The organism is Bordetella sp. FB-8 (genome assembly GCF_000382185.1).
In the GTDB taxonomy this organism is placed as follows: Bacteria; Pseudomonadota; Gammaproteobacteria; order Burkholderiales; family Burkholderiaceae_B; genus Bordetella.
The window spans coordinates 1,118,075-1,144,901 of sequence record NZ_KB907784.1 but is presented as its reverse complement, the minus strand read 5'-3'; the positions used below and the strand labels follow the sequence as shown (position 1 = coordinate 1,144,901).

Annotated in this window: 20 protein-coding genes and 1 riboswitch; of the genes, 5 read left to right on the top strand and 15 right to left on the bottom strand. The window is 64.3% G+C overall.

Annotation, left to right across the window (positions count from 1 at the left end; genetic code table 11):
* The 3 genes from cas2 to cas9 form a co-directional block, all read right to left on the bottom strand.
* On the bottom strand, nucleotides 1-309 hold a 309-nt coding region (gene cas2, locus H143_RS20015; protein WP_081627005.1), incomplete at its 3' end, for a CRISPR-associated endonuclease Cas2.
* Nucleotides 310-334: 25 nt separating this feature from the next.
* A complete protein-coding gene (gene cas1 / locus H143_RS0105390) occupies nucleotides 335-1,219 on the bottom strand; it encodes a type II CRISPR-associated endonuclease Cas1 (RefSeq protein ID WP_019937214.1) in 885 nt (294 codons plus the stop codon).
* 4 nt (nucleotides 1,220-1,223) lie between these two features.
* A complete protein-coding gene (cas9, locus tag H143_RS0105385; RefSeq protein ID WP_019937213.1) occupies nucleotides 1,224-4,556 on the bottom strand; it encodes a type II CRISPR RNA-guided endonuclease Cas9 in 3,333 nt (1,110 codons plus the stop codon).
* A gap of 266 nt (nucleotides 4,557-4,822) precedes the next feature.
* Nucleotides 4,823-4,943: riboswitch (S-adenosyl-L-homocysteine riboswitch) on the top strand.
* A 96-nt stretch (nucleotides 4,944-5,039) separates the two neighbouring features.
* Here cas9 and ahcY point away from each other — a divergent pair.
* From ahcY to metF, 3 genes are all read left to right on the top strand, one after another.
* Nucleotides 5,040-6,440, top strand: coding sequence for an adenosylhomocysteinase (gene ahcY, locus H143_RS0105380; protein ID WP_019937212.1), 1,401 nt, complete (start codon nucleotides 5,040-5,042; stop codon nucleotides 6,438-6,440).
* 196 nt (nucleotides 6,441-6,636) lie between these two features.
* Complete coding sequence (locus H143_RS0105375) at nucleotides 6,637-6,972, top strand: phage holin family protein (protein ID WP_019937211.1); 336 nt, start codon at nucleotides 6,637-6,639, stop codon at nucleotides 6,970-6,972.
* A gap of 8 nt (nucleotides 6,973-6,980) precedes the next feature.
* Entirely contained in the window at nucleotides 6,981-7,877 is an 897-nt protein-coding gene (metF, locus tag H143_RS0105370; RefSeq protein WP_019937210.1) for a methylenetetrahydrofolate reductase [NAD(P)H], read from the top strand.
* On the opposite strand, the gene H143_RS0105365 is transcribed toward metF, so the two are convergent.
* The 11 genes from H143_RS0105365 to H143_RS0105315 all read right to left on the bottom strand — a co-directional run bounded on the left by H143_RS0105365 (nucleotide 7,855) and on the right by H143_RS0105315 (nucleotide 22,188).
* The gene (locus tag H143_RS0105365) at nucleotides 7,855-8,619 is read right to left on the bottom strand and encodes a GGDEF domain-containing protein (protein WP_026349752.1); all 765 of its coding nucleotides are present in this window, start codon (nucleotides 8,617-8,619) and stop codon (nucleotides 7,855-7,857) included. The genes metF and H143_RS0105365 overlap by 23 nt on opposite strands.
* A gap of 6 nt (nucleotides 8,620-8,625) precedes the next feature.
* Complete coding sequence (locus H143_RS0105360; protein WP_019937208.1) at nucleotides 8,626-9,015, bottom strand: DUF1987 domain-containing protein; 390 nt, start codon at nucleotides 9,013-9,015, stop codon at nucleotides 8,626-8,628.
* A 14-nt stretch (nucleotides 9,016-9,029) separates the two neighbouring features.
* Entirely contained in the window at nucleotides 9,030-9,602 is a 573-nt protein-coding gene (locus H143_RS0105355; protein WP_019937207.1) for a SiaB family protein kinase, read from the bottom strand.
* Nucleotides 9,603-9,652: 50 nt separating this feature from the next.
* Complete coding sequence (locus H143_RS0105350) at nucleotides 9,653-10,780, bottom strand: SpoIIE family protein phosphatase (protein ID WP_019937206.1); 1,128 nt, start codon at nucleotides 10,778-10,780, stop codon at nucleotides 9,653-9,655.
* A 245-nt stretch (nucleotides 10,781-11,025) separates the two neighbouring features.
* Nucleotides 11,026-11,964, bottom strand: a complete 939-nt coding sequence (locus H143_RS20010; protein ID WP_019937205.1) for a transglutaminase family protein — start codon at nucleotides 11,962-11,964, stop codon at nucleotides 11,026-11,028.
* 8 nt (nucleotides 11,965-11,972) lie between these two features.
* On the bottom strand, nucleotides 11,973-14,606 hold the full coding sequence (locus H143_RS0105340; RefSeq protein ID WP_019937204.1) for a circularly permuted type 2 ATP-grasp protein: 2,634 nt from the start codon (nucleotides 14,604-14,606) through the stop codon (nucleotides 11,973-11,975).
* A 17-nt stretch (nucleotides 14,607-14,623) separates the two neighbouring features.
* Nucleotides 14,624-17,959, bottom strand: a complete 3,336-nt coding sequence (locus H143_RS0105335; RefSeq protein ID WP_019937203.1) for a DUF2126 domain-containing protein — start codon at nucleotides 17,957-17,959, stop codon at nucleotides 14,624-14,626.
* A 10-nt stretch (nucleotides 17,960-17,969) separates the two neighbouring features.
* Nucleotides 17,970-18,779: a transglutaminase family protein gene (locus tag H143_RS0105330; RefSeq protein WP_019937202.1), complete on the bottom strand. Its 810-nt coding sequence runs from the start codon at nucleotides 18,777-18,779 to the stop codon at nucleotides 17,970-17,972.
* A 19-nt stretch (nucleotides 18,780-18,798) separates the two neighbouring features.
* A complete protein-coding gene (locus H143_RS0105325; protein ID WP_019937201.1) occupies nucleotides 18,799-19,761 on the bottom strand; it encodes an alpha-E domain-containing protein in 963 nt (320 codons plus the stop codon).
* A gap of 66 nt (nucleotides 19,762-19,827) precedes the next feature.
* Nucleotides 19,828-21,258 (bottom strand): circularly permuted type 2 ATP-grasp protein, encoded by a 1,431-nt coding sequence (locus tag H143_RS0105320; protein ID WP_026349750.1) that lies wholly within the window; start codon nucleotides 21,256-21,258, stop codon nucleotides 19,828-19,830.
* A gap of 258 nt (nucleotides 21,259-21,516) precedes the next feature.
* Complete coding sequence (locus H143_RS0105315) at nucleotides 21,517-22,188, bottom strand: 5-formyltetrahydrofolate cyclo-ligase (protein ID WP_019937199.1); 672 nt, start codon at nucleotides 22,186-22,188, stop codon at nucleotides 21,517-21,519.
* Between the two features lie 9 nt (nucleotides 22,189-22,197).
* On the opposite strand from H143_RS0105315, the gene H143_RS0105310 reads away from it, so the two are divergent.
* Together H143_RS0105310 and H143_RS0105305 are read left to right on the top strand one after the other, a co-directional pair.
* The gene (locus tag H143_RS0105310) at nucleotides 22,198-24,426 is read left to right on the top strand and encodes a lytic transglycosylase domain-containing protein (protein WP_019937198.1); all 2,229 of its coding nucleotides are present in this window, start codon (nucleotides 22,198-22,200) and stop codon (nucleotides 24,424-24,426) included.
* The gene (locus H143_RS0105305; protein WP_019937197.1) at nucleotides 24,423-25,526 is read left to right on the top strand and encodes a hypothetical protein; all 1,104 of its coding nucleotides are present in this window, start codon (nucleotides 24,423-24,425) and stop codon (nucleotides 25,524-25,526) included. The genes H143_RS0105310 and H143_RS0105305 overlap by 4 nt, the downstream gene beginning before the upstream one ends.
* A gap of 5 nt (nucleotides 25,527-25,531) precedes the next feature.
* Here H143_RS0105305 and H143_RS0105300 read toward each other — a convergent pair whose 3' ends face one another.
* Nucleotides 25,532-26,728 (bottom strand): class I SAM-dependent methyltransferase, encoded by a 1,197-nt coding sequence (locus tag H143_RS0105300; RefSeq protein ID WP_019937196.1) that lies wholly within the window; start codon nucleotides 26,726-26,728, stop codon nucleotides 25,532-25,534.
* Between the last annotated feature and the right edge of the window lie 99 nt (nucleotides 26,729-26,827).

Here is a 26,827-nt window from a genome sequence, read left to right as displayed (position 1 = left end):
CGCGACGCTGCCAGCGATTAAATCGGCAGCATGACTGCCTCGGGCGTTCCACTTATAAATCTCACAATACTGTCCAAACAAACGAGGCCACCTCTCGGTCATGCAGCGTACGGAGCCTGCGGGAGGCAGGCTGTCTGCCAGCCGTGCCAGGTGCTTGGTTTCTGCGTCTTTGCCATTGAGTATGCGCCCATAGACAGACCATTGGATCATGTCGTAGCCGTCGTTGAGCAGAAACCGGCGAAATTGAACATAGGCGCGTTTCTCGTCCTTGGTGACCATCGGCAAATCGAAGAAGACGATCAATCGCATGTAGCGCCTCGTCTCGATTCCCATATCAGTATTCCAGCTGGTGAGGCTGCAATCCGATCAAGGTGGGCAATTCCAAGGTGGCCTGCTCTGTTTCGTAGGTTCTGACGAGGCTCTCCGCTGCGTATTCCACCGCAGAAAGCACGGACATCTTTCCTTGTGGCATGCCCACGTCAATGTTGAGCAGCGCGACGAGCGCCTGCTTATCCTCCGTGCTCAATTCCCCTTCGGCTGCGGTATGTCGTTTGGCCACATGGAGATCGACAAGGGGACGAAAGGGTTCGATAAGATCATCAGCGAGGTTGAAGGCGTTTTGCTCGCTGGCGTGAAACAAGCCGATGGTGGGGTGCAGGCCATGAGCCACTAGCCCTCGTGTTATGGCGCCTCGCAGTACCGCATATCCATAGTCCAGCGCCGAGTTGATCCATTGTTCCGCGGCGCGGTGAAAGCCGGCCCCGAAGAGTTGCGGGAAATAGAACGCGGCCGCTTGTCCTTCCAGATTGTCTGGATCGCCAGAACGTATGCGCCTGGCATAGGACTCCATGCGCTCTACACCCTCTTTGCCGCAAAGCTTCAAACAAATCGCTTGATTCTCGATCTTGCTGTGAACAACGGATGCCCAAGCCTGCTTGGCTATCGGGCGCGCGATATCGAGTTGCTTGCGCATCATCCGCGTGGTGCGCGAGTGCGACAGGAAAGGCAGGAAAACGCCGGATGGCTGGTGATTACTGCCGGTTGCGTAGAGTCCGATACCGTATTCGGCGCAGGCTGACAGAACCGGGTGGGTAAGCGTGATTTCGCGATGATTGAGGACAATGACGGCGATGTCCTCGAAAGGCACGAAGGCGGTTTCTTCCTGCTCGATGGCAAGCGAGTAATGTTCCCGCCGCAGTTTGGCTGGGCGGGAGATCATTACACTACGCCAGACCACGGCGTTTCTCCGGTGGGGCGGGGTAGATATTGCCCAGAATGTCGATGTGGAATTTTTCTACATGCAATGCCGTTTTTACGCCGACACCTCGGATCAAACCATCTTTTCCTATTGCGACGTTGCGATCATGTGCCCATAGACCTATAGCGCCTGTCGAGCGATCACAGCCGGCGAAATAACCCTGTTGGGTCTCATTTTTTAGAGACACGCGGAGGAAATCGTTAGGATGTAAGGAAAACTCGAAATCAAAATTTTGCTCATCGATGGGTGTCCATTCGCCTTCATCCTTGTAAGCAACAATCGCTCGATTCGGCAATTCCTTCGCGACCACATGATGCACATAAACAGGCACCAAATGGTATTTCCCATCCTTCTTGTGCCTGAAAAAATCCACGCGCAACATCGTATCGTTCTTGGCAACTCCACCGCGAATCGGAATTCCTGATAGTTTCTCGTTCACCATCGTTACGGTGCGCACTATGGGGCCAGTCGGATTGCCTTCACGGTCTGGCTTGTACAAGGGGTTGTTCGGCGGAAAAGCTTTTTCGCCTTTGCCGCCATGTGCTTCAAGACGAGCACGGATGGCGGCATACAATTTTTCATTACGATGCGGATCGCTCAGCTTCTCCATGTCCTTGAGAGTCAGGTCAGAAAGTTTGACCTTTTCGGTAACGCGCTGAGGGGCGTCTTTCGTTGGCGCTTTTCGGTAGATGGTGTCTTTGTGCGCCGCTCCGCTATTGCGGCGCTGCGGGGCACGGGAAACAAACAAGGGGCGCAAGGCGTCCCGCGCTTCTCTCGGATAAGCGAGGCGCTCGGCTTCGTCTCTGAGCAAAGTCAGATTGTCCTGGTTTAAGCGGATCAGCAATTCTTCGCGGAAGAATTCCCAAGGCTTCGGGAAGTGCTGTTGAAGTTTTGCTAAAAGAACCGAATCGCGGATTTCTCCAGTTTCTATGTCGATGACATTGCCGGCCTGTTCCAGTTCTTTGCGGCGTGAATAATCGGACAGGCGTTTGACGAGACCATGTCCGCAAGCCGCAATGACGGCAGCATCGAGTGCGTGATGGCGGTCGCTGTCGCTGCGCACTTTGATCAGTCCCCAGCGTGTGCGCAGGAATGATGTCAACTGACCACTGAGTACGACGCAGCGCTTATCCCCGCCCTCGGCCAGTTGCAAGTGGCGTTCGACATAGTTCTTGAAGAATTTGCATATGTAGCGCGTGTCGTTGAGATTGCGCTCCATGAAATCTCGGGATTCTTCCTTGCCGAAATTTTTGCGCAGCAGGCGGCTGCGCTTGGCGAGGCGGTAGGACTTGTTGCCTTCAACGTAGGCGACGAAAGTGTGCCAGCGCGCGCTGTCGTTTTCTCCGTCCAGATATTCGTAGGGAGTACGGTTGCCTTTATTGCGGTTTTCCCTGCTGAGCACCAGCACTTTGTTGTTTTTGCTGTCGTCATAACTACGGGAGTAGGGCAGCACATGATCGACTTCGGCGTATCCGGGTTCTTGCAAGACCGAATCGAGATCCAGTGCCTCCAGAGAGTAAGCGCACTTCCCGTGCTGCTCGCGATACAGTTGATATTTCTCGAATTCGCGGCCTTTGGCGGGAATTTTGAAGTCTTCCGCGAAACGAAGCTTGTCTTTTTCGTTGCGTTCCCGGAATTCGTCCTGGGCTTTCTTGACTTTGCTGCGTTCATCCATCGGACGCGATAGATCTCGTGCCATTTCGATATGCACGGCGGAGGGAGAGCCGTATTTCCGTACCAATGCATTCAGGACCTTGCGGGCCTGATTGAGCGAGCGCAGCACGACGGGGTTGCGCGGAATGTCTTCCTTATCGTCGAATACCATGCGGCCGTCTTTATCGCGTCCCGAGTAAAACGGCGGCAGGAATTTATTTTGACCTTCCCCGGTCTTGAACAGTTGACTATGGTGGTAGCCAGCCTGTACGCAGGCTTCGTCGTAACGCAAACCTGCTTCCATATGCGGAACGATCTTGCGCAAGGCCTTGAACGACAGGTTGTGGAATTTGTCGAAGCTGATTCCACTCAATGCTTCGATCATGCGCTCTGCGCCGGGTAAGGGCAGTTTGCGTAACTCTCGCTCCACCTCATCACCGTCTTTGAATACGCTGAGCGTCCAGGCAATCTGATCGAGCAGGTCTGGTTGACTGGCAATGCTTTGCCACTCGGTTTCCAGCGCTGCGTCTTTGAGGACCTTGCGCAGCTCTTGCCAAGCGGGAAGCCTGATTAGGCGTTCGGATTCAGGGTCTTTTGTTTTGCTTTCGCCTTGTTGTATGGGATAGGACAGGCCGGCGAACTTCGTGTCGTCTGGAATCAGCCCGTGCTTGATCAAAGCGGACTTCAACTGCTTGTACGTAAAATCGCCAACTTGTTTATAAGGCAGGGGCAACGCGGCTTGTCTTTCCGCTTCATTCAGAGGGCGTGCGTTGCCATCGATGATGATGCGCAGATTGTTCAGCCGTGTCAGCCAGACATGGCGTTCTGCCGCGTAGCTGGCCTTGGGGGCGCGGTATTCGGATTTTTCGAAGGTGCAGTGCCCCAGCATTTTGAGCAGGTCGTTGCCGGATAGGGGCGGTTTTTGTTCCCAGAACAAGCCGCTCTTGCGGTCGCCATTGCCAGCGATGCGCGCTTCGAGGTCCGGCGTCGCATGTGGATTGCCGTATTCACGCTGGCGCTCGAAAAGCAAGATAAGCTCATCTCCGAGCAGCAATCGGGATAACGCCTTGTTGTATTCGCCCTGCTTATTGCGCTGCGCTTCGGGGAATTCGGTCAGCACCATTTCGGCTGCGCTGCGATAGTTCTTTTCAGACATGCGGTGCTTGGTATCGGCGAGGCCTTGCTTGACTCGGCCACCTTCGGCGCTGTCCGACTCTGCTTTCTTTTGCTCCGCTTTGCTGATCCAGTGAAATCCACGGTGTTTGCAAAGGTGGTACAGCACACGCGCCCATTCATTCGGATCAAGCTTTCGGTCGAGACCCTCCACGCGCAACTGCCATGGGGAGGTTTCCGCGGGGCGTTGCAATGCCTGGGTATCGTCGATTAGCCCTGCCTGGTTCAAGAGGCGGACGAGCTTGGTCAGGCGCCATGCGCGTCGGCGCAAGCGCCGGCGCATCAGCCGCGCGGTACGACGGGCAAGATTGAGAGATTCGCCTCTGTCGGCAGTTTCCGCTTTGTCGAAACAGCGTACGCCTAGGTCGATGATTCGGCTCGTCCCGAGGACGCACCAGCCGACCGAAGCGACGCCGATGTCGAATCCGAAGGTCAGTGGCCCGAGATTTATTGTCCAAGGCTTGTCAGCCATTTATTCCTCCTCCATAATCGACCCCACTGTAGCTATCCGGGGTGAGAGCCGTTGCTACAATAAAGGTGAATAACCTGTATCCAGCCCAGCGGCGACCCCGCTGGGCTTTTCATTTGCCGGAACAGCGTGGGGGTCGTCTTTGCCTGGTTTCGCATAAAAATCTCACATGTGAAAGCAGTTTGCAAGATTTTGTCTGAGCTTGGGGTCCGTGTATACGGCAATCGACCCCAGTTTTGCGCTGTCCGAATCCCCCAGTACAATCTTTAAATCCTGAGGAGCGCTGCAACGTTTCCCACCGACGGCTCGATCCGTTCCGGGACCGCCAGGCTCAGGAAGTCTCTTTGGAACGTGGCGTCTGCCGCGTTTCAGCAACGGCGCTCACCTTTGTCGCATTGGCGTAAAGGTGGGCCTGTACATGTGTGTGCCTCCTATGCCGCCGGCGCGACGCCGAGTGTCGACTAATCTTTACCGGAGCACGAAACCATGACCAAATCCATCGACTACCTTGTTGCCGACATGGCGCTAGCCGATTGGGGCCGCAAAGAACTGGCCATCGCCGAAACCGAGATGCCCGGCTTGATGGCCATCCGCGAAGAGTTCGGACCCAAGCAGCCCCTGAAGGGCGCGCGCGTCGCCGGCAGCCTGCACATGACCATCCAGACCGGCGTGCTGATCGAGACGCTGGTGGCTCTGGGCGCCGAAGTGCGCTGGGCGTCGTGCAACATCTTCTCGACGCAGGACCATGCCGCCGCGGCCATCGCCGCCACCGGCACGCCGGTGTTCGCCGTCAAGGGCGAGACGCTGGAACAGTATTGGGAATACACCCACAAAATCTTCGAATGGCCCGGCGAGCAAGCCAACATGATCCTGGACGACGGCGGCGACGCGACGCTGCTGCTGCACCTGGGCACCAAGGCCGAGCAGGACGCCTCGGTGCTGGCCAACCCCGGCAGCGAAGAAGAACGCGTGCTGTTCGCGGCCATCAAGAAGACGCTCGAGCGCGATCCGAAGTGGTATTCCACCCGCCTGTCGCAGATCAAGGGCGTGACCGAAGAGACCACCACCGGCGTGCATCGCCTCTACCAGATGTCGCAGAAGGGCGACCTGGCCTTCGCGGCCATCAACGTCAATGACTCGGTGACCAAGTCCAAGTTCGACAACCTGTACGGCTGCCGCGAATCGCTGGTGGACGGCATCAAGCGCGCCACCGACGTGATGATCGCCGGCAAGATCGCCGTGGTGGCGGGTTTCGGCGACGTGGGCAAGGGCTGTGCCCAGGCCCTGGCCGCGCTGCGCGCGCAGGTGTGGGTGACCGAGATCGATCCGATCTGCGCCCTGCAGGCCTCGATGGAAGGCTACAAGGTCGTGACCATGGACGAGGCGGCCGCGCACGCCGACATCTTCGTCTCGGCCACCGGCAACTACAACGTCATCACCCGCAAGCACATGGACGCCATGAAGGACCAGGCCATCGTGTGCAATATCGGTCACTTCGACAACGAAATCGACGTCGCCTCGATCGAAGACCTCAAGTGGGAAGAGATCAAGCCGCAGGTCGACCACGTGATCTTCCCGGACGGCAAGCGCATCATCCTGCTGGCCAAGGGCCGCCTGGTGAACCTGGGCTGCGCCACGGGCCATCCTTCGTTCGTGATGTCCTCCTCCTTCGCCAACCAGACCATCGCGCAGATCGAGCTGTTCACGCGCAACGAGGCCTATGCCAAGGGCCAGGTCTATGTGCTGCCCAAGCACCTGGACGAGAAGGTTGCGATGCTGCATTTGAAGAAGTTGGGCGTGAAGCTGACGACACTGACCCCGCAGCAGGCCGACTACATCGGCGTGCCGGTGCAAGGTCCGTTCAAGGCCGATCACTACCGTTATTGATGCAGGCGGGGCGGTGTGCATGGCATGCCGCTTCGCAAGCCGGGGATCCCGGAGCAATCCCAAGCGTGGGGCGTGCGAACGCATCCGCTGCCAGCGGCGCGCATCGGAATTGCGCAGGGCAGCCTCGGCGCCTCAAGAAGCTTGTTTTTTTGACGCAGCCTTGTCATTCAATCAAGAACCCTGAAGGAGCATCGTTATGAATTTGATCCTGGTCTGGATACTGAACGCCGTGGCCCTGCTGGTCGTGGCCTACATATTGCCCGGCATTGCCGTCGCCAGCTTCGGCTCGGCGTTGATCGCGGCGCTCGTGCTGGGCCTGCTCAACATGCTGGTCAAGCCGGTTCTGGTGCTGCTCACCCTGCCCATCACTATCGTCACGCTCGGCCTGTTTCTGATCGTGCTCAATGCCTTGCTGTTCTGGCTCGCCGGCTCCATCTTGCGCGGCTTTCAGGTCAGCGGCTTCTGGTGGGCCGTGGGCGGCGCCTTTCTCTACAGCATTATTTCGGGCCTCCTGTCCCGCATCATTCCCTGACGGCCATCATGACCGATACGAATCCTGCCTACAGCCTTGAATTCTTTCCGCCGCGCGACCCGGCCGGGCACGAACGCCTGGTCGAGACCGCGAAGCGGCTGCTGGCGGTACAGCCCAAGTACGTCAGCGTTACCTTCGGCGCGGGCGGTTCGACCCAGGCCGGCACGGTCGAGGCCGTGCGCGCGCTGCGGGCGCTGGGCTGCGACGCGGCCCCGCATTTGTCGTGCATCGGTTCCACGCGCGCCCGGCTCAGCGAGATCCTGCAGGCCTACAAGTCCGAGGGCATCAAGCGCCTGGTGGCGCTGCGCGGCGATCTGCCTTCGGGCATGGGCGGCGACGGCGGCGACCTGCGTCATGCCAGCGACCTGGTGGCCTTCATCCGCGAACAAACCGGCGATTGGTTCCATATCGAAGTGGCGGCCTATCCCGAAATGCATCCGCAAGCGCGGGATGCCGCGAGCGATCTGAGGCACTTTGCCGCCAAGATCCAGGCGGGCGCCGACTCGGCCATCACGCAGTATTTCTTCAATGCCGACGCCTATTTCAATTTCGTCGAGCGCGCGCAGGCCGCCGGCGTGAGCGCGCCCATCGTGCCGGGCATCATGCCCATCACCAACTCCAGCCAGCTGCTGCGTTTCTCCGACGCTTGCGGCGCGGAAGTGCCGCGCTGGATACGCCTGCGCCTGGCCGAGTTCGGCGACGATAAGGCGTCCATCCGCGCCTTTGGCCACGATGTGGTGACGAGCTTGTGCGCGCGCCTGCTCGACGGCGGCGCGCCGGGCGTGCATTTCTATACCTTGAACCAGGCCGATGCCGCGCTGGGTATCTGGAAGGCGCTGACCGGCAAGGCTTCAAGCGCGCCCGGCTTGCTGACCGCTGCGCTCAGGCCAATGTCTGGAGCCTAGGGTCGAAGATTTCGACGCGGTTGCGCCCAGCCCGCTTGGCGGCATACAGGGCGGCGTCGGCCTGGTTGTAAGCCGTGTCGAAGTCGGTGCCGCGGGGATTGGCGCTCAGGCCGAAACTGGCGGTAACGGGGCGCTCGACCGGCGCGCCGAATGCGTGGCCGGTGATGGCCGTGCGCAGCGTCTGCGCGATGCCCAGCGCGTCTTCGGCGGGCACGCGTGGCAGCAGAACGGTGAATTCTTCCCCACCCACGCGGCCGACGATGCCCGTCTCGCCTATCGTGCCGCGCAGGCACTCGGTGACGCCCAGAATGACCCTGTCGCCCACGGGATGGCCGAACTCGTCGTTGATGCGCTTGAAATGGTCGATGTCCAGCACGATCATGACGGCGCTTTCCAGGGAAAAGACCTTGTTGGTCTGCTCGATGACCGCCCGGCGGTTGAAAATGCCCGTCAAAGCGTCGTGGGAGGCGTGGTATTCGAGCTTTTGGGTGAGCGTCTGCAGCTGGATGTTGAGCTCGTGCATCTCGCGCTCGGCGCGGTCGCTGTGGCCGATCATGCGCCGCGTCTGGCGCATCATGCGCTCGAAATGTCCGATCAGTTCGCCCAGCGCCTGCCGGTAGATCTGTTCGCCGGCATCGGACGCGTCGTGGATTTCGCGGGCCTTGCGCAGCACCTGCATCTCGCTTTCGAAGAGATCCGGCGGATTTCCTGCCGAGAGGTTTGAAGAGGCGCTGGATGTCATGGATGATTATTGCGCGGAAACGGGGCAATAGCTGATTTCGATCGCGGTGAAGTCGGCCTGCAGCTCCTGGCCGAACTCCAGGATCGTCTCGTCCTCGTCGTCGTGGTACCAGTTGAGCAGCACCGTGTTGCCGGCCTGTGCGGCCAGGTCCAGCGCCTCGAAGATGCTGAACAGCATCTTGGTGCTGGAGCTGTTGAAATACGACAGCGCGACATTCACGACGATTTCGGCGTTCTCGCGCAGGGCCAGGTAGGCATTCAAGGATTGGATGATCGGCGCATAGAACGCCGCGGAGTTTTCCGGATAGGATTCGCCGGTGATCGAAAGCTGGTTCTGGTCGAATCGAAAATCGATTTCGGGTGACGTTGCCGTAGCGGCGATGTAGAGGTTTTCCATGCGCGTATAACTGCCTAGATAATGGCTTTCAGGTGGAAAAGCGTCGTGTCTGGGTCGTCGTCCAGCGGGCGGAAAGCGAATTCCAGTGGCGCGCTCGCGTCGCGCGCCATGGTGAGAAAGCCCAGCCCGGCGCCTTTGCTGCTTTCCGGTGCTTCTTCGCGCAAGGATACCTTGTAGGCCTGCTTGATCTGGTCCAGCGTCATGCTGCGCAGGGGTTCGAGCTTGTCGTGCAGCGCCTCCACGCTGGCCGTCGCCATGGGGTTGATGCACAGCATCAGGTAATGTCCGTTCTCGACGCTGATGCATACGGTGCCCGCGCGCGCGATGCCTGGGGCGGTGCCCTCCGGCGGCAGGGCATCGGACGAATAATGCATGATGTTCTGCGCCAGTTCGACGAAGGACGAAAAGAGCCTGCGGCGCGTCGGCCCGGCAATGCCGGTGACTTCGAGCTGCAGCCTTACCACCTCGGCCATGGCCGCGATGATATTGTGCGAGAAATATCCCTTGTGATAGAAGAGCACATTGCGGCGCTGGGCCAATGTGAAGAATTCTTCGTTCTTGCCGAAAATGGGCTGGGGGCTCGTCATGATGCTTGATGGTCCTCGGTAATGCTAGGGCCTGTTAGTGGCGGCAGGCGCTAAATACGGGCGAAAAACAGGGTGAGGTCGTCGCGCCGGTTTTGAGGTTCTCGGCCTGTGTTCTGCCATTGCGCCAGCGCCTGCTGGAGTTTTTCGCAGATGAGCGTGGCGGGATCGGCGCGATGCGCCAGGATGATGTCGGCGGTGCGGCGCTTGCCAAAGGCGATCTGACGCGGGCCTCCGATCTGATCCGTCAATCCGTCGGTCGTGATGAAGAGCAGGCTGCCCTCGGGCAGTGCGGTGGTGCTTTGCGTCCAGACGTGATCGGCAGGGCTGTCGATATAGCCCACGCCCTTGCGCTGGCCCGGCAAGACTTCGAACTGCTCCTGGCCCGGCTTGAGGATATGCATGGCGATGCGCGCGCCGGAAAAGCACAGTTCGCGGCGTTGCGCGTCGAACCAGAAGAAGGCGGCATCCAGGCCGTCGTCCGACTGAGGGGTGCTGACGCTGTCGCGCACCTGGCTCAACAGCGTCTTGACGCTGCGGTTCACCGCGGCCAGGAGCGCCGCCGGATCGCGCGGGCCGAGCTGCTCGATGGCCTTGATCAAGGCCGACGATGCGATCAGGGTCATGAAGGCGCCGGGCACGCCGTGGCCGGTGCAGTCGGCCACGGCGCCGAACCAGCCGTTCTCGTGAGCCGAAAAATGATAGAAATCTCCGCCGACCACATCGCGCGGTTCCCAGGCCAACGCGCAATCCTTTGCCGCCGCCGCCAGGGTTTCGCTCGGCGCGCGCAGCATGGCGCGCTGGATCACGCTGGCGTATTCGATGCTCTGCATGGTCTGGCGGTTTTTCTCGGCCTGTATTCCGGCCACCGCGCGCATGAGACTCAGGCCGTTGCCCAGGCCGACGAAGCGGTTTTCGCGGGTGACGATGAAACCGTCGGTCAGCGCCTTTTCCCCGTATTCGATCGTCCTGCCGGTGAGGGTGTCGATATCCATGTCCTCATCGACGATGAGCGGTTCCTTGTCCATGAATGCGATGCAGCTTTTCTTGTCGTAGAGCTCCCGATGGAAGGGCTTGCTCATCTGCAGCAGGAAGATGTTGCGGTTGATCAGGCCGATGGGGCGCTGGTCTTCGATCACCGCCAGGCTGATCATGCCGCGATGGGCCGAAAACAGTTCCATGACCAATTCGTTGGTGCTCGACGCATCGATGGTTGGCACGGTGTCGCACAGATCGCCCGCGCGGCGGTGGCCTGTCGGTGTGATCCTGCGATGGAGAGGGGAGGGTGCTGTGCTGCGCATGCTGTGCGACGCTATCGAACCAGCCAGGAGCAGATGCTAATTCCTGGATATGTAGCAGATATGACAGTTTTGTTGTGATGCCGCCGTGCCGCCGTGCCGGCGCCCGATGCCGGTGCGGGGCGGCGCTATTGCGGCAGGCCCAACTGCGCCGGCGCGTCGTCCCAGGGCATCACGGTCACGTGCACGCTCAGCTCGTGCCCGCCGCCGCCGCGGATCACACCGCGCAGCGGCGTCACGTCGCCGTAGTCGCGCCCGTAGGCCAGGATGACGTGCTCGGTGCTTGGAATCAGGTCGTTGGTGGGGTCCAGGTCGAGCCAGCCGCCGTTGTCCGGCAATCCCGGGCAATGCACCGCCAGCCAGGCATGCGAGGCATCGGCGCCGATCAGGCGCGGCCGGCCCGCGGGCGGCTTGGACAGCAGGTAGCCGCTGACATAGCGCGCCGCCAGGCCCAGCGCGCGCAGGCAGCCCAGCATGACGTGGGCGTAGTCCTGGCAGACGCCGCGCTTTTCCTCGAAGGCTTCGATCATGGGCGTGGTGAGCTGCGTGCTGGCCGGCGCGTAGGTGAAGCGGGCGTGCAGGCGATGCATCAGATCGATGGCGGCTTGCGCGACCGGCCGGCCGGGCGTGAACGATTCCAGCGCGTAGTCGCGCAGCAGGCCGTGCAGTGGCACGTAGGGCGAGGGGAACGCGTATTCGGCTTCGGGCGCGTAGGGCGCGCCGGCACGGTAGCGCAGGCGCGCCGTGGCCGCCTCCCAGGACAGGCCGGCGGCCGGGTCCAGGTCGCGGTGGCGCCCGCGCACGAGGACGCGGCTGCATGCGCGCACGACCAGTTCTTCGTGCGGAGCCGACAGGGCGAAGATGCTGCGCCAGTTGCCCTGGGCGTCCAGGTCTTGCTGCACGCGGCCGGGCACCGGGAGGATATCCAGGGTGTGGACCTCGACCGTCTGGGCCTGGTCTTGGCGTGGACGCAGATAGCTCAGGTGATGCGCCAGTTCGACCGGTGCGTCGTATCGGTAGCGGGTCTCGTGGACCACGGCCAGGGGGCGGGATGCGGGCGTATTCATGGCAGGGCCTAGGTGGCGGCCAGGCTTTGGTCGACGTCGGCCGAGTGGCTGAAGTAGCGTCGGCTGATTTCGTCGGACAGGACGGAGGCGGCGTCTTCCAGGCGGCTCGCCAGGGCCAGCACCTGGGCGTAGCGGCCGTGTTCGTCGCGCTGGCATAGCCGTGACAAGGTCAGGCCCAGATCGGGCTCGGGCAGCAGGCCCGGCAGGTCGGCGCTGTTGCCGGGCAGGCGCGGCAGCGTGTTGCGCAGCATTTTCAGTGAACAGGCCGGCGAGCGCGGATTGTTGGCATCGAGCGCCAGCAGGTTGAGCAGCGCGGGGACTTCGTGCCGGCCCTGGTAATACGCGCGATAGGTGATGGAGCTGTCGAACAGTTGCAGCAGCAGGTTGAAGCCGCCATCGCGCAGGATGGCATTGTCCTCGAACAGGGTGGCCAGCATGCCGGCCATGGTGGCCAGGCGTTCGGTGTGGCGGCCGATAGTGAGCAGGCGCCAGCCGTCGTCGCGTGTCATGTGGTCGGTCTGCGCGCCCGTGATGGAGAGTATCTGGCGGTTGAGCCGGCGCAGGCCGCGCTGCACGTCGGCGGTGGTGCGCGGCGGTGCGTCCTGGTCCGCGTCTTCGAGTGCGGCGGCCGTGTCGCAGCGGTCGCCTGCGATCAGGCGGTGGTAGCGGTCGCCCGCCGAGACGATCAGTTGCCAGTGTTCGGGCGAGAGCCGGTCGCGGATCTGGCCGGCCGCGTGGGTAAGCGAGGACAGGTTGCGGCCGAAGCCGCGCTGCGGATCGCGGGACGCGAGCTCGGCCACCAGCGTGTGCTCGAACACGCGGATCGAGCGCGGCGGCTCGGCCGGCATCAGGCCGCTGCGCATGCACAGCCTGGCCAATGCGCCGGACAGAGGTTCGGGGTTCAGATCGCCGTTGAGCCAGCCGAGCGTCGCGTTGGCCAGGCGCGCGTCGTTTTCGATGCGTTCGGTATAACGGCCCATCCAGAACAGGTTCTCGGCGGCGCGGCTGGAAACCGGCCGGCGTACCTGGGCGATGTCTTCGGGCCGCATCGAGGCGGGCTGCATTGAGAACGGGTCGACCGGGCCGTCGGTGGTGACCCAGGTGTCCATGCTGCTGCCGCCGCGCTGCATGGACACGATGCGCTGCTGGCGGTTGGCGATGCGTGTGAGCCCGCCGGGCAGCACGTGCCAGCCGCCCTGCCCGTCGGCCAGGGCGAACAGCCGCACCATGGCCGCGCGCGGCACGATGCGGCTTTTGTGCCAGGTGGGGGCGTGCGACAGGGGCAGGTAGGCTTGCACGGTATGCGCATCGGGCGATTGCTCGATGCGCGCGCGCAATGCCCGCAATTGCTTCTCGTCGGCGCCGGCGCCGATCTGCGATTCGAAGCCCTTGCGCTGGCGGCTGCCGGGGTAGGTGGACTTGATGACCGCGCGGTCCAGCATGGGCAGCGCCTGCTCGCAGGCGGCGGCCTCGCCGCACCACCACGAATGCAGCGAAGGCAGCAGGAGGGGGGTGCCGGTCAGGCGCTTGGAGATGGCGGGCAGAAAGCCGTGCAGGGCCGGCGATTCCAGCGGCCCCGTGCCCAGCGCGTTGGCCACCAGCACGTTGCCGGCGCGCATGGCCTGCAGCAGGCCGGGGATGCCCAGCGCCGAGTCCGAGCGCAGTTCCAGCGGATCGCAGAAATCGTCGTCCAGGCGCCGCAGCAGGGCGTGCACGCGCTCCAGGCCGTGCAGGGTTTTGAGAAAGAGCTGGTCGTCGCGCACCAGCAGGTCGCTGCCTTCGACCAGGGTCAGGCCCAGATAGCGCGCGAGGTAACTCTGCTCAAAATAGGTTTCGTTGTAGGGGCCGGGGGTCAGGAGCGCGATGCGCGGGGGCGCGCCGTCGGCGCTGGCCGGGCTTAGCTGGTGCAGCATGTCGATCAGCCGGCGATAGCTGGTCGCCAGGCGCTGCACGCGCAGTTGCTTGAAGGCCTCGGGGAACATGCTGGAAATGGTGATGCGGTTCTCGAGCAGATAGCCCAGGCCGGAGGGCGCCTGGGTGCGCTGCGAGACCACGCGCCAGTTGCCGTCGCTGTTGCGCGCCAGGTCGAAGGCCACGATGTGCAGATACACCCCGCCGGGCGGGGTATAGCCGCGCAGCGGGCGCAGGTAGCCGGGGTGGCCCTGCACCAGGGCCGGCGGCAGCAGGCCCTGGGCCAGCAGGGTCTGCGGGCCGTAAATATCGGCCATGATCTGGTTGAGCAGGCTGGCCCGCTGCATCAGGCCGCGTTCGATCAGGCGCCAGTCGTCCTGGTCGATGATGAAGGGCAGCAGATCCAGCGACCAGGGGCGCGTGGGGCCGTCGGCATCGGCGTAGATGTTGTAGGTGATGCCGTTTTCCTGGATCTGCCGCGACACAGCCTCGGCATTGCGGTTCATCTCGCGCAGCCCTTTGGGGTCCAGCAGTTCGAAGAAGCGGGCCCAGGCCGGCCGCAGGGCCGCGGTGCCGGTCGTGCCGGCGGGCAGGCGCAGTTCGTCGTAGTGGCCGGCGCGCACCGGCAGGGCGGCGTGCAGCGCCAGTGAGCTGGCGTCGCGCGCGGGATCGGTCTGGAAAAGCAGTTGCGGCATGGAGTCGGGGAAGGGGCTGTTCACACCCGGCGGCATGCCGCCGGGGTGTGGGATCAGTCGTGCCGCAAATCCAGCGTGAACGGGAATTCGCGGCCGGGTACGGCGGGGGCCGCGGTCAGGCGGCCTGGTGTGTGGCCCATTTTACGGAATCGCGCCAAGCGGCGGCTTTCGGCCTCGTAGGCGTTGATCGGCAGCTTGTCGGGATTGAGCCCGCCGGGGTGGTCGACGAAGTACTGGCAGCCGCCCAGCGAATGGTGCGACCAGGTGTCGACGATGTCCAGAGTGAGGGGCGCGTGCGCGCCGATGGTCGGATGCAGCGCCGAGGGCGGCGACCAGGCCTTATAGCGCACTCCGGCCACGAACTCGCCGGCCCGGCCTGTGGGCTGCAGCGGCAGCGCGCGGCCGTTGACGGTGACGACGTAGCGGCTGTCGTTCAGGCCCGAGACCTTGACCTCGATGCGTTCCAGCGAGGCGTCGACATAGCGCACCGTGCCGCCGACGGCGCCTTCCTCGCCCATGACGTGCCAGGGTTCCAGCGCGCCGCGCACTTCCAGGCCAATGCCGCGCGCGGCGATCTCGCCATAAAGCGGGAAGCGGAACTCAAAGTGCGGCGCGAACCAGGCGGCATCGAAGGCATAGCCGGCCTTGTTCAAGTCGGCGATGACGTCCTCGAAATCCATCTTGACGAAGGTGGGCAGCAGGAAGCGGTCGTGCAGCACCGTGCCCCATCGGGTGATGGGCGCGGTATAGGGATGCTTCCAGAAGTGCGCCACCAGGCCGCGCAGCAGCAATTGCTGCGCCAGGCTCATGTGCGCGTGCGGCGGCATCTCGAAGGCCCGCAATTCCAGCAGGCCCAGGCGGCCGGTGCCGCTGTCGGGCGAATAGAGCTTGTCGATGCAGAACTCGGCGCGGTGCGTGTTGCCGGTGACGTCGACCAGAATGTTGCGCAGCGCCCGGTCGATCATCCAGGGCGGCACCTGGCCATAGGCGGCCAGCTGCTTGCGGATCTCCTGCAAGGCAATGTCCAGTTCGAAGACCTGGTCGTTGCGGGCTTCGTCCAGGCGCGGCGCCTGGCTGGTGGGGCCGATGAACAGGCCCGAGAACAGATAGGACAGCGAGGGGTGGTTGAGCCAGTAGCCCAGCAAGCTGGCGATGAGGTCGGGCCGGCGCAGGAAGGGGCTGTCGGCCGGCGTGGCGCCGCCCAGCACGAAATGGTTGCCGCCGCCGGTGCCGGTGTGGCGCCCGTCGACCATGAATTTTTCGGTACACAGGCGCGTCTGGAACGCGGCCTCATAGAGAAACTCGGTATGGTCGATCAGCGCTTCCCAGTCCGAGGCGGGATGGATGTTGACTTCGATTACGCCGGGATCGGGCGTGACCTGCAGCACCTTCAGGCGCGTATCGCGCGGGGGCGGATAGCCTTCGAGAACGATGCGCACCCCCAGCTGGGCGGCCGTGCCTTCCACGGCGGCGAGCAGTTCGAGATAATTTTCCGCATCCTGCAGGGGCGGCATGAAGATATAGAGGTTGCCGTTGCGCGCCTCGGTACACATGGCCGTGCGGGTGATCGAGGCGGCCGATTCGAAGCGCTTGGGGCGGGCTTGGGTGCCGCCTGCGTCTGGCGCATTCGCTCCGTTTGCGGCGGCGCCGGCCTGTGCGCCGCGCAGCTGGGCGCGGACTTGTGCCGGGCTGGGCAAGTCCGCGCGCGCGTCGAAGGGGTCGCGCTCGACGGTGAGCGGGCGCTCGGTTTGCGCGACCCACGGCAGCGAGTCCAGCGGCAGCCGAAAGCCCATGGGCGAGTCGCCGGGCATCAGGTACATGCGCTCGTCGCGCAGGAACCAGGGGCCGGTGACCCAGGCCGGACCGTCCAGGGCCGGACCCGGGCCGCGCTCAATGGGCAGGGCATAGCCCACGACTTTGTCCAGCTTCTGCTCGAACACTCTGCGCAGGCGGTCGCGTTCCAGCTCATCGTCCAGGCGCGCATCGAAGGGGTCGACGTTCACCGGCAGGCGCCGCTCGCGCCACAGGTAATAGAACACGTCCTCGTAGCCTGGCTGCATGTGGCGCGCATCCAGGCCGAGTTGGGCGCATAGCGCCATCATGAAGGCCTTGGCGTCGACATCGGTGTAGTGGCCGGGATGGCGTTCGTCGGCGAACAGCCTGGGGTTGTTCCAGCAGGGGTGTCCGTCTTCGCGCCAGTAGATGGACAGCGCCCAGCGCGGCAGTTGCTCGCCCGGATACCATTTGCCCTGGCCGAAATGCAGGAATCCGTTGGCGCCGTAGCGTTCGCGCAGGCGCAGCACCAGTTCGGTGGCATAGCCGCGCTTGGTGGGGCCCAGCGCCGCGGTGTTCCATTCGGGCGCATCGCGGTCGCTGGTGGCCACGAAAGTCGGCTCCCCGCCCATGGTCAGGCGCACGTCGCCGCTGCGCAAGTCCTCATCGATGACGTGGCCCAGGTCCTCGATGGCATGCCACTGCTCGTTGGTATAAGGTTTTGTGACGCGCGGCGACTCGAAGATGCGCGTCACTTCCATGGCGTGCGAGAAATCGACTTCGCATTCATCGACCGCGCCGGTGACGGGCGCGGCGCTGCCGGGCTCGGGGGTGGCCGCCAGCGGGATGTGACCCTCGCCGGCCAGCAGTCCCGACGTGGGATCCAGCCCTATCCACCCCGCGCCAGGCAAGAAGACTTCGCACCAGGCGTGCAGATCGGTGAAGTCGACCTCGGTGCCGCTGGGACCGTCCAGCGCTTTGACGTCGGGCGTGAGCTGGATAAGATAGCCCGAGACGAAGCGCGCGGCCAGGCCCAGGTGGCGCAGGGCTTGCACCAGCAGCCAACCCGAGTCGCGGCAGGAGCCCGAGCGCAGCTTCAGGGTTTGCTCCGGCGGCTGCACGCCGGGTTCCATGCGGATCAGGTAGCGGATTTCCTTGTGCAGCAGCTGGTTGATGCCGACCAGGAAGTCCACGGTGCGCTGCATGCGCTTGTCGACGCGTTCGAGGAACTGGTTCAGCAGCGGCGTGATGGGCTGCCTGGCCAGATAGGGCGCCAGTTCCCGCGCCAGGTCTTTTTCGTACCGGAAAGGATAGTGCTCGGCCGAGGCTTCCAGGAAGAAATCGAAGGGGTTGTAGACGGCCATCTCGGCGACCAGATCGACCGTGATATTGAACTCGCGCGTTTTTTCCGGGAAAGTCAGACGCGCCAGATAGTTGGCGAACGGATCTTGCTGCCAGTTGATGAAGTGCTGGCGCGGTTCGATCTGCAGCGAGTACGAGAGGATGGGCGTGCGGCAATGCGGCGCGGGCCGAAGCCGCACGACCTGCGGCGCCAGATTGACGGGCCGGTCGTACTTGTAGTGCGTGACGTGCTTGAGCGCGACGTGTATGGCCACCGGGATTCTCCTATTGCTGCTTGGCGCGTTGCACTTGCACGGTGATGGACATGGACTCTTCGCCGCCGCCGGTGCGCACCCCGCGCACCGGAGAGGCCGAGTCGTAGTCGCGTGCCGCTGCCAGCCGGCAATGGCCGTCGGAGGCGAGCATGCGGTTGGTGATGTCCACGCTGACCCAGCCCTGTTCGGGCAGCCAGACATCGGCCCAGGCATGGCTGGACGCCACGTCGTCCTCCACGTTGCCATAGTGGTAGCCGCTGACATAGCGGGCCGGCATGTTCATGCCGCGCACGCAGGCCAGGAACAGGTGCGTATGGTCTTGGCAGACGCCGTGGCCCAGTTGCAGCACCTGGCTGGCCGCGGTGGTGACATCGGTATAGCCGGGCTCGTAGGTCACGCGGTCGCAGATGGCGTTGGCCAGGACCAGCAGGTCCTGCGGCGTGCGGATCGCCTCGGGCACGGCTGTGCGCCAGAGCTGGCGGATATTGTCGTCGCACTGCGTGAGCGGCGTGGGCACGCAATAGGCCTGCAGCGGCAGACGGCTTTCGTCGCCGCGCACGATGCCCTGCACGAGCGGATCGATCTCGATCTGGCCGGTGGCGCGGATCTCGATTTCGCTGTGCGCTTGCGTGAGCGTGAGCGTATGCGTGATGTTGCCGTAGGCGTCGACCTGCTCGGTGAGCGGACCGGGGGCGGTGATCTGCCAGCGCAAAGCGCGCTGGTGATCGTCGGCGCGCGGCGTCAGGCGCAGCGTCTGGATGGTGTAGCTGGCCGGCGTACTGTAGCGGTATCGGGTGACGTGCTTGATCAGATGCTTCATGGCGATTCCTTCGGGGGGCTCAGTTCGATACCGACATCAGGAAGTCGTGGCCGATGCGGGTGCCCAGATCGTTGATGCGAGCCAGGAAGCGCTCGAGAAATCGGTGCAGGCCGCCGCGCATGATGTCTTCGATGCGGCCGTATTCGAGCTCGGCGCGCATCATGCCGGTGCGCCGCACGGTCTCGGCCGAGCGGTCGCCGGCGACGATGCTCAGGGTATGAAACAGGATCTTCACCGAGTTCAGCAGCGAGCGCGGCATGTCCTCGCGCAGGATCAGCAGTTCGGCCACGCGGTCGGGCGCGATTACGTCGCGGTAGATTTTGCGGTAGATTTCCAGGCCCGCCAGCGCGGACAGCAGCGCCGACCAGCGGTAGAACTCGCCGTAGGTGCCGGGGTCGATGCCGCGCTCGGCGGGGATGTCGTCGTCGCGTTCGTGGAACTTCACATCGAGCATGCGCGCGGTATTGTCGGCGCGCTCCAGGTTCAGGCCCAGGCGCATGAAGTACAGCTCCTCGTCGATCTGCATGGTGGCCAGCGTGACGCCGCGCGCCAGGTGGGAGCGGAATTTCACCCAGTCGAAAAATTCGACGGGATTGCGCTCGGGCAGGCCGCTTTCCAAGTGTCCCAGCAGGCCCAGCCAGGTGCTGTTGTAGGTTTCCCAGACTTCGGTGGTCAGGCTGCCGCGCACGGCGCGGGCGTTCTCGCGCGCGGCGCGCAGGCACGAGTAGATGGACGAAGGGTTCTGGGCGTCGCGCACCATGTAATGCATCACGTCGCGCGGGGTGATGGCCGGGTGGCGCGCGGCGTAGACGCTTTGCAGTTCGCAGATGCGCAGCACGGCGCGCCAGGAGTTTTCCAGCGTGTGCGCGTCCTGCGGCAGCAGCGCCATCTGCAGATTGACATTGAGCATTCGCGAGGTGTTGTCGGCGCGCTCGATGTGGCGGGTCATCCAGAAAAGATTGTCTGCGGTGCGGCTCAGCATATCAGTCTCCGAGCGGCATGCGGGCCGCGAGGTGGACAGTGAACGTAGTGAATGTGGGGCTCATATTCAGTCCTCCAATACCCAGGTGTCCTTGGTGCCGCCGCCCTGGCTGCTGTTGACGACCAGCGAGCCTTCGGTCAGCGCCACGCGGCACAGGCCGCCGGGCACGGTGCGGATGTCCTTGCCGCACAGCACGTAGGGGCGCAGATCGACGTGGCGCGGCGCCACGCCCGATTCGACAAAGGTCGGCACGGTGGAAAGGGCCAGCGTGGGCTGGGCGATGTAGTTCGTCGGATTGGCCTGCAGGCGTTCCCGGAAGTCGGCGATCTGCGCCTTGCTCGAGGTCGGGCCGACCAGCATGCCGTAGCCTCCGGCGCCGTGCACCTCCTTGACGACCAGCTCGGACAGATTGGCCAGGACGTGCGAGAGTTCCGCGGGCCTGGCGCACTGCCAGGTGGGCACATTGGACAGGATGGGATCTTCGGACAGGTAGAACTTGATCATGTCGGGCACGTATAGATACGTGGCCTTGTCGTCGGCGATGCCCGTGCCGATGGCGTTGGCCAGCGTGACGCGCCCGGCGCGATAGACCGACAGGAGTCCGGGCACACCCAGTGCCGAATCGGCGCGAAAGGACAGGGGGTCGAGAAAGTCGTCGTCGATGCGGCGGTAGATCACGTCCACGCGCTTGGGGCCGTGCGTGGTGCGCATGTAGACCGTATTGTTCTCGACGAAAAGATCCTGGCCCTCGACCAGCTCCACGCCCATCTGCTGGGCCAGGAAAGCGTGTTCGAAATAGGCCGAGTTGTACATGCCCGGCGTCATCACCACCACGGTGGGGTCCTCGATGCTGCGCGGGGCGACTTCGCGCAGATTGTCCAGCAGCAGGTCGGGGTAGTGCGCCACCGGCGCGACCTTGATTTTCGAGAACACGTCGGGCATGAGCCGCATGGACATCTTGCGGTCCTCGAGCATATAGGACACGCCCGAGGGTACGCGCAGATTGTCTTCGAGCACGTAGAACTCGCCCTGGCCGGCGCGCACCAGATCGATCCCGGCGATGTGGCTGTAGATGTTCTCGGCCACGTCGATGTCCTGCATCTCGGGGCGGTACTGCGAGTTCAGGAACACGTGCTCGGCGGGAATGATGCCGGCGCGCACGATGTCGTGCCCGTGATAGATGTCGTGGATGAACATGTTCAGCGCGCGCACGCGCTGTTTCAGGCCGGCTTCCAGGCGTTGCCACTCGTCGGCGGGAATGACGCGGGGGATGAGATCGAACGGAATGAGCCGTTCGGTGCCGGCCGCGTCGCCGGCTACCGAGAAGGTGATGCCGACGCGCCGAAAGCTCAGGTCGGCCTCGATCTGCCTGGCCGCCATGGCGTCGGACGGCTGGTCCGCCAGCCATGCCGCGTAGGCCTTGTACTGCGGTCGCACCTGACCTTGGGCATCGTACATCTCGTTGTAGGCCGCGGGACGGGGTAATGCGTCAGACATGGATCCTCCTTCTTCTATGCGCACTTTTTGCCGCCGGACGCCCCAGGGCGCAACAGGCCTTGGGGGAGCATTGAACAGAAGTCCGGCATGGGAACCCTTCCCTACAGGCAGCTTGAAGCGGCCCGGGTAGGTGCGTCAAACAGGGCTTACACCTATGAGCAAGCGCCATGCCAGGCAACTGGGCATGGATATTGATGAAAAAAGGGAGCGGATGCTTCGGGGTGAGGCATCATGGCACCGAAGTGGTGCAAAAGGGAATCAGCCGCCGAGTATGAAGCGCATGATGCGCGACTTGGGCGCGGCCGAGTCCGGCAGCAACGGCGCGCGCGGCACCCAGCCGTCGGGCGTGAGGATGGCGTCCAGGCGCCGGTCGTGCGCGGCCGGCTCGTAGTCGTCGGGCAGGCGGCATTCGGTCCAGGCGATGCCGATGGCGATGCAGTCGCGGCCGGCCTGCTCCAGCGCGGCCAGCGTGCGGTCGTAGTAGCCCCCGCCATAACCCAGGCGATCGGCGCGGTCGGTATAGCCCAATGTGGGAACGAGGATCACGTCAGGCAGGCACTCCGGGCCTTCGGCGGGTTCGGCGATGCCGTAGGCGCCGACTGCCATGGGGGCCTCGGGCGTCCACGCGCGAAACGCCAGAGGCTGGCCAGGACTCTTCACGCAGGGCAGGCAGACCTGCATTCCGTTTTCGGACCATTGTTCCAGCAAGGGCCGCAGATCGGGTTCATCGTCCAGGGGCCAGAAAGCCGCCACGCGGGAAAGCGCGCGGCCCGAGGGGGCCAGTGCGTCGCGGGCCGCGTTGCACCAACTGAACAGGCGCGCGCGCATCAGCAGCGCGCCGCGGTCGCGGTCGGATTCGTCCAGGGCGGCGCGTGTTTCTTTGAGTCGCGCGCGCAGCTCGGCTGCGGTATTCTGTGCGGAATTATTCAAGGAAAGGCAATGAAGCAGGATCTCGAAACGGCACAGTATCAGAAATCCGCTTCGACGGTCCGGGCCTCATCGACATGGGCAGTCAAGTATGTGCGCCCCTGGCTGCCGTTTCTGGCCGTTTTCATTTCCTCCTGCGCATCGGTCGATGCCCAGCAAAGCGGGGCGCGGGCCGGCCCGGGACAGGCCCACGCCAGCGCGTCCGCCGCAGCGACGGCTGCCGCAGCAACGGCTGCCGCAGCAACGGCTGGCGCAGCAACGGCTGCCGCAGCGACGGCTGGCACCGCGCTTGGAGCGCCGCGGATCTTTCATGCCGCGATCCAGCCGCCTGCCGTGCAGGCGGGTTTGCCGCCGTCGCCCGACACGCCGGCGCGCGAGGCCCTGGTGGCCGCGCACGATGCCAAGGGCAGCCCGCAATGGCCCAGCCTGCTGCAGGCCGCGGCGACGCAGGCGGGCGGCGATCCGCTGGGCATGTATGCCAAATATTGGTTTTTGCTTTACGGCCTGGCCAATCCGCAGTCGAACCCGAACGCATTTGACAATGCGCGACGCTTTATGGGCGCCTATCCCGATACGTATCTGGCCAACCGCATGCGCGGGGACCTGATTCTCGATGCGGATGCGCGTGGCGATTTCCAGGCGGTGATGAGTCTGGGCGAGCCGGTCCATCCCAGTGCGGCCGTGGCTTGCGCCCGGCTCGATGCCCAGCATATGACGGGCCAGCGCGCCACGGCCGCGCAGGCGCTGGCGATCTTTCGGCCCGTGCACAGCTGCTGGCAGCTGTACGATCAACTGGTGGCCGACCGCGTGCTGGGCTGGGACCCGATCATGCCGCAGGTGCGCGATGCCATCGAGGAAAACCGCATTCCCGAGGCCAGGCATCTGGCGCGCTATATTTTCGATGCGCGGGACGCCAGGACGCTGGACGTGCTGCTCAAGGATCCCCTCAAATGGCTCGCTCACCGCAGCAAGTCGGTGGTGGGCCGCAACGAGAAGGCGCTGGTCTCGATCGCGCTGGCGCGGCTCGGTCGCCAGAACCTGGACACGGCGGATGCGTATTTCCGCGCGCAATGGCAGCCGTACATGGCCAAGAACGAGGTGGCCTGGGTGCGCAGCCAGTATGCCTTGATGGCCGCCTATGCGCAGGACGACCGTGCCGACCGCTGGTACCACGCATTGGGCAATGCGCCCTTGACCGAAAACGGCCAGGCCTGGCGCGTGCGCAGCGCCTTGCGCGAGCCCGACATCGATTGGAAGTGGGTGGTCGACTGCATAAACCGGATGCCGGCCCAACAGCGCGCCCAGCCGGACTGGGTGTATTGGCGGGCCCGCGGCCTGGCCGCGCTGGGCCAGGCTGAAGCGGCCAGGCAGGCCTATGCCAGCATCGCCGACAAATTCGATTTCTACGGTCAGCTGGCGACCGAAGCCTTGGGCCGCGCCATCGTCCTGCCCCCCGAGGCGGCCCCGGTGAATGCGCAGGAGATGGCCCAGGCGCGCCGCAATCCCGGCCTGATACGCGCCGTGCAGCTGTTCCGCCTGGGGTGGCGCCGCGAAGCCGTGCCGGAATGGAACTACGCGCTGCGCGGCATGGACGACCGCCAGCTGCTGGCCGCTGCCGAATTGGCGCGCGCCGAAGGCATCTACGACCGGGTGGTCAACACCTCCGACCTGACCCGCTCCCAATTCGACTTCAATCAGCGCTATATCGCACCCTTTGACAGCAAGGTAGCCGCCAAGGCCCTGGCGATTTCGCTGGATCCGGCCTGGGTCTATGGCCTGATCCGCCAGGAATCCCGCTTCGTGACGGACGCGCGTTCGCACGTGGGCGCAGCGGGCCTGATGCAGATCATGCCCGCCACCGCCCGCTGGGTAGCCAAGAAGATCGGCATGACCGATTTCGATCCCTCCAGCGTCCACGACTTCGATGTGAATACCGAACTGGGCACGCAATACCTGAGCATGGTGCTGCAGAAGCTGGATGGTTCGGAACTGCTGGCCTCGGCCGGCTACAACGCCGGTCCCGGCCGGCCGCGCAACTGGCGCGCCGCCTTGACCCATCCGGTCGAGGGCGCCATCTTCGCCGAGACCATTCCTTTCAACGAAACGCGCGACTACGTGCAAAGGGTCATGGCCAACGCCACCTATTACGCGTTGCTCTTTACCGGACGGCCGCAGTCGCTCCAGGCGCGCCTGGGCCGGATCGCCCCCCTGCAGGTGCTGGCCAAGTCAGACCCGCAATGATCTGCGGCGATGCTTTCCCCGATCCGGCCACCGCGGGCCTGCAGGCCTATGTGGTGGGTGGGGCCGTGCGCGACGCCTTGCTGGGCCTGCCTGCCGGCGATCGCGACTGGGTGGTGGTGGGTGCGACGCCCGAGGACATGGTGCGCCGCGGCTTCGTGCCGGTGGGCGGGGATTTTCCCGTGTTCCTGCATCCGGCCACCAAGGAGGAATATGCGCTGGCGCGCACCGAGCGCAAATCGGGACGAGGGTATCAAGGCTTCACTTTCTATACGGGCGCCGACGTCACGCTCGAGCAGGACCTGCGCCGCCGCGACTTCACCGTCAATGCCATGGCGCGCACGCGCGCCGGAGAATTGATCGATCCGCTGCACGGGCAGGCCGATGTGCGCGCACGGATTTTTCGTCATGTGGGCGAGGCCTTTGCCGAAGACCCGGTTCGCATTCTGCGGCTGGCGCGGTTCATGGCGCGGTTCGTCGACTTTGCGGTGGCCGACGAAACCATGGGGCTGTGCCGGCGCATGGTCGAGGCCGGTGAGGCCGATGCCCTGGTACCCGAGCGAGTGTGGAAGGAAATGTCGCGCGGATTGATGTCGGCCAGGCCGTCGCGCATGTTGGACGTGCTGGCGGGGTCGCAGGCACTGGCCCGGGTGATGCCCGAGCTGCAGGCTTGGGGGCCGGCCGGCGCGGACGTGGATCGCGCCGCGGCGCAGGACTTGTCCTTACCCGTGCGCTACGCCCTGCTGTGCCGCCGGAGCGGGCAGCGCGAGGCATTGGGCAGGCGCTTGCGGGTACCGGCCGAATGCGCCGATCACGCAAGGCTGCTGCCGCTATTGTGCGATGGCTTGCCGCGCGCGGGGGAGGCGCAAGGCCGGCTGGATTTGATCGAACGGTGCGATGCCTTGCGTAAGCCGGATCGCTTCACGGCGCTGTTGCGAGCCGCTTCAGTGGCCGGCGCGGCGGTGGACCAGACCGCCTGGCAGCATTGGGTGCATGCCGTGCGCGGCATCGACGCCGGTGCCATCGCGCAAGCCTGCGCGGCAGACCCGGCGCGCATCAAGGCGGCACTGCGCCAGGCGCGGCTGCAGGCGCTGCTCGCGTAGGCAATTCAAAGGCCGCTGCGCCGGTCGCCGCGCGCGAAACCCATGAGCGGCGTATCGAGGCCGCGTCCCACCGCCAGCACCTTGAAGAGTTCGCCCATCTCGGCTTCGGACAGCAGTTTTTGCACCGGCGCGGCCAGCCGCGCATAGGCCTGGGCATCGCCGGCGTCCTGTCGGCCCAGGATCTGCAACAGGCCTGCGTTCATCAGGAAGCGCGCCTGCGAGGTATAGCCCAGCACATCCAGGCCGCTGGCCAGTGCCGCGTCGGCCATGGCGGTGAAATCGACGTGGGCGGTAATGTCCTGCAGGCCCGGGGCCGCGAAGGGGTCGGCGTGGGCATGGTGGCGCAGGTGGCACATGAGGGTGCCGCCCATGCGCTGCGGATGGTAGTACTCGGATTGCGGAAAACCGTAGTCCACCAGCAGCGCCGCGCCGCGCGCAAGCCATTGGCCCAGGGCGCGTACCCAGGCTTGGGCCTGCAGGTTGATCTCGGAGGCATAGCCGGGCAGGGGCGGCATGCGGGCGGCGACGGCTTGCGCGAGTTCGGCATCGGCGGGCCTGTCGGCCCAGACGAAGCCGCCGTCCTCATCCAGCGATACGCCGCGTTGCATCAGGCGCCCCTGTGCATCCCAGGTAAACAGCGTGACGGGCATGGCATCGAGCACCTCGTTGGCGAGCACGCAGCCTTCGAAGTGTTCGGGCAGCGCGTCGAGCCACTGTACGCGCGCGCCGTGGGCGGCCAGGCGCCGCTGCTGGCGCTCGCGCAGGTCGGCCGACACTTCGAGGATGCGGTATTGGACCTGCAGTCCCAGGCGATCGAGTTCCTCGATCACGCCCTCGGCCAGCGCGCCGCTGCCGGCGCCAAACTCCAGCACGGTATGCGTTCCCGTGTCCCGCAGGATCTGCGCAGCCTGCTGCGCCAAAGTGTGGGCGAACAGCGGCGTGAGTTCCGGTGCGGTGACGAAGTCGCCGGGCGGCAATTGCCTGCCTTGCGCGTCCCGCGGCGAGGCCAGCTTGAGGGCACCGGCCGCGTAGTAGCCCAGTCCGGGGGCATAGAGGGCCGCGGCCATCCAGCGTTCGAAGGACAGCCAGCCGCCGGCCTGTTCAATGGCTTGCGCGAGGTGCCTTGCCACCTGGTCGCTGTGTTCAGCGCAGGCCGCGTCCAGGCAAGGGAGCGAGTCCGATTCGGTGCGTTGTGGATACATGTTTCGATTGACCACGGTTCAGCTGCGCTGCGTGACGAAGTCGACAAGGGCAGCCGGGCGTTATTTTACATTTCGCACGGCCGCACCTACGATTGCCAG

Bases quoted from the DNA above. Each gene is read 5' to 3' on its own strand.
- H143_RS0105325 (WP_019937201.1), bottom strand. From the start codon at position 19,761: ATGCTGAGCCGCACCGCAGACAATCTTTTCTGGATGACCCGCCACATC.
- ahcY (WP_019937212.1), top strand. From the start codon at position 5,040: ATGACCAAATCCATCGACTACCTTGTTGCCGACATGGCGCTAGCCGAT.
- H143_RS0105330 (WP_019937202.1), bottom strand. From the start codon at position 18,779: ATGAAGCATCTGATCAAGCACGTCACCCGATACCGCTACAGTACGCCG.
- H143_RS0105350 (WP_019937206.1), bottom strand. From the start codon at position 10,780: ATGGAACTGTTTTCGGCCCATCGCGGCATGATCAGCCTGGCGGTGATC.
- H143_RS0105360 (WP_019937208.1), bottom strand. From the start codon at position 9,015: ATGGAAAACCTCTACATCGCCGCTACGGCAACGTCACCCGAAATCGAT.
- H143_RS0105320 (WP_026349750.1), bottom strand. From the start codon at position 21,258: ATGTCTGACGCATTACCCCGTCCCGCGGCCTACAACGAGATGTACGAT.
- H143_RS0105300 (WP_019937196.1), bottom strand. From the start codon at position 26,728: ATGTATCCACAACGCACCGAATCGGACTCGCTCCCTTGCCTGGACGCG.
- H143_RS0105305 (WP_019937197.1), top strand. From the start codon at position 24,423: ATGATCTGCGGCGATGCTTTCCCCGATCCGGCCACCGCGGGCCTGCAG.
- H143_RS0105375 (WP_019937211.1), top strand. From the start codon at position 6,637: ATGAATTTGATCCTGGTCTGGATACTGAACGCCGTGGCCCTGCTGGTC.
- H143_RS20010 (WP_019937205.1), bottom strand. From the start codon at position 11,964: ATGAATACGCCCGCATCCCGCCCCCTGGCCGTGGTCCACGAGACCCGC.
- H143_RS0105365 (WP_026349752.1), bottom strand. From the start codon at position 8,619: ATGACATCCAGCGCCTCTTCAAACCTCTCGGCAGGAAATCCGCCGGAT.
- H143_RS0105340 (WP_019937204.1), bottom strand. From the start codon at position 14,606: ATGCCGCCGGGTGTGAACAGCCCCTTCCCCGACTCCATGCCGCAACTG.
- H143_RS0105310 (WP_019937198.1), top strand. From the start codon at position 22,198: ATGAAGCAGGATCTCGAAACGGCACAGTATCAGAAATCCGCTTCGACG.
- cas9 (WP_019937213.1), bottom strand. From the start codon at position 4,556: ATGGCTGACAAGCCTTGGACAATAAATCTCGGGCCACTGACCTTCGGA.
- H143_RS0105355 (WP_019937207.1), bottom strand. From the start codon at position 9,602: ATGACGAGCCCCCAGCCCATTTTCGGCAAGAACGAAGAATTCTTCACA.
- metF (WP_019937210.1), top strand. From the start codon at position 6,981: ATGACCGATACGAATCCTGCCTACAGCCTTGAATTCTTTCCGCCGCGC.
- cas1 (WP_019937214.1), bottom strand. From the start codon at position 1,219: ATGATCTCCCGCCCAGCCAAACTGCGGCGGGAACATTACTCGCTTGCC.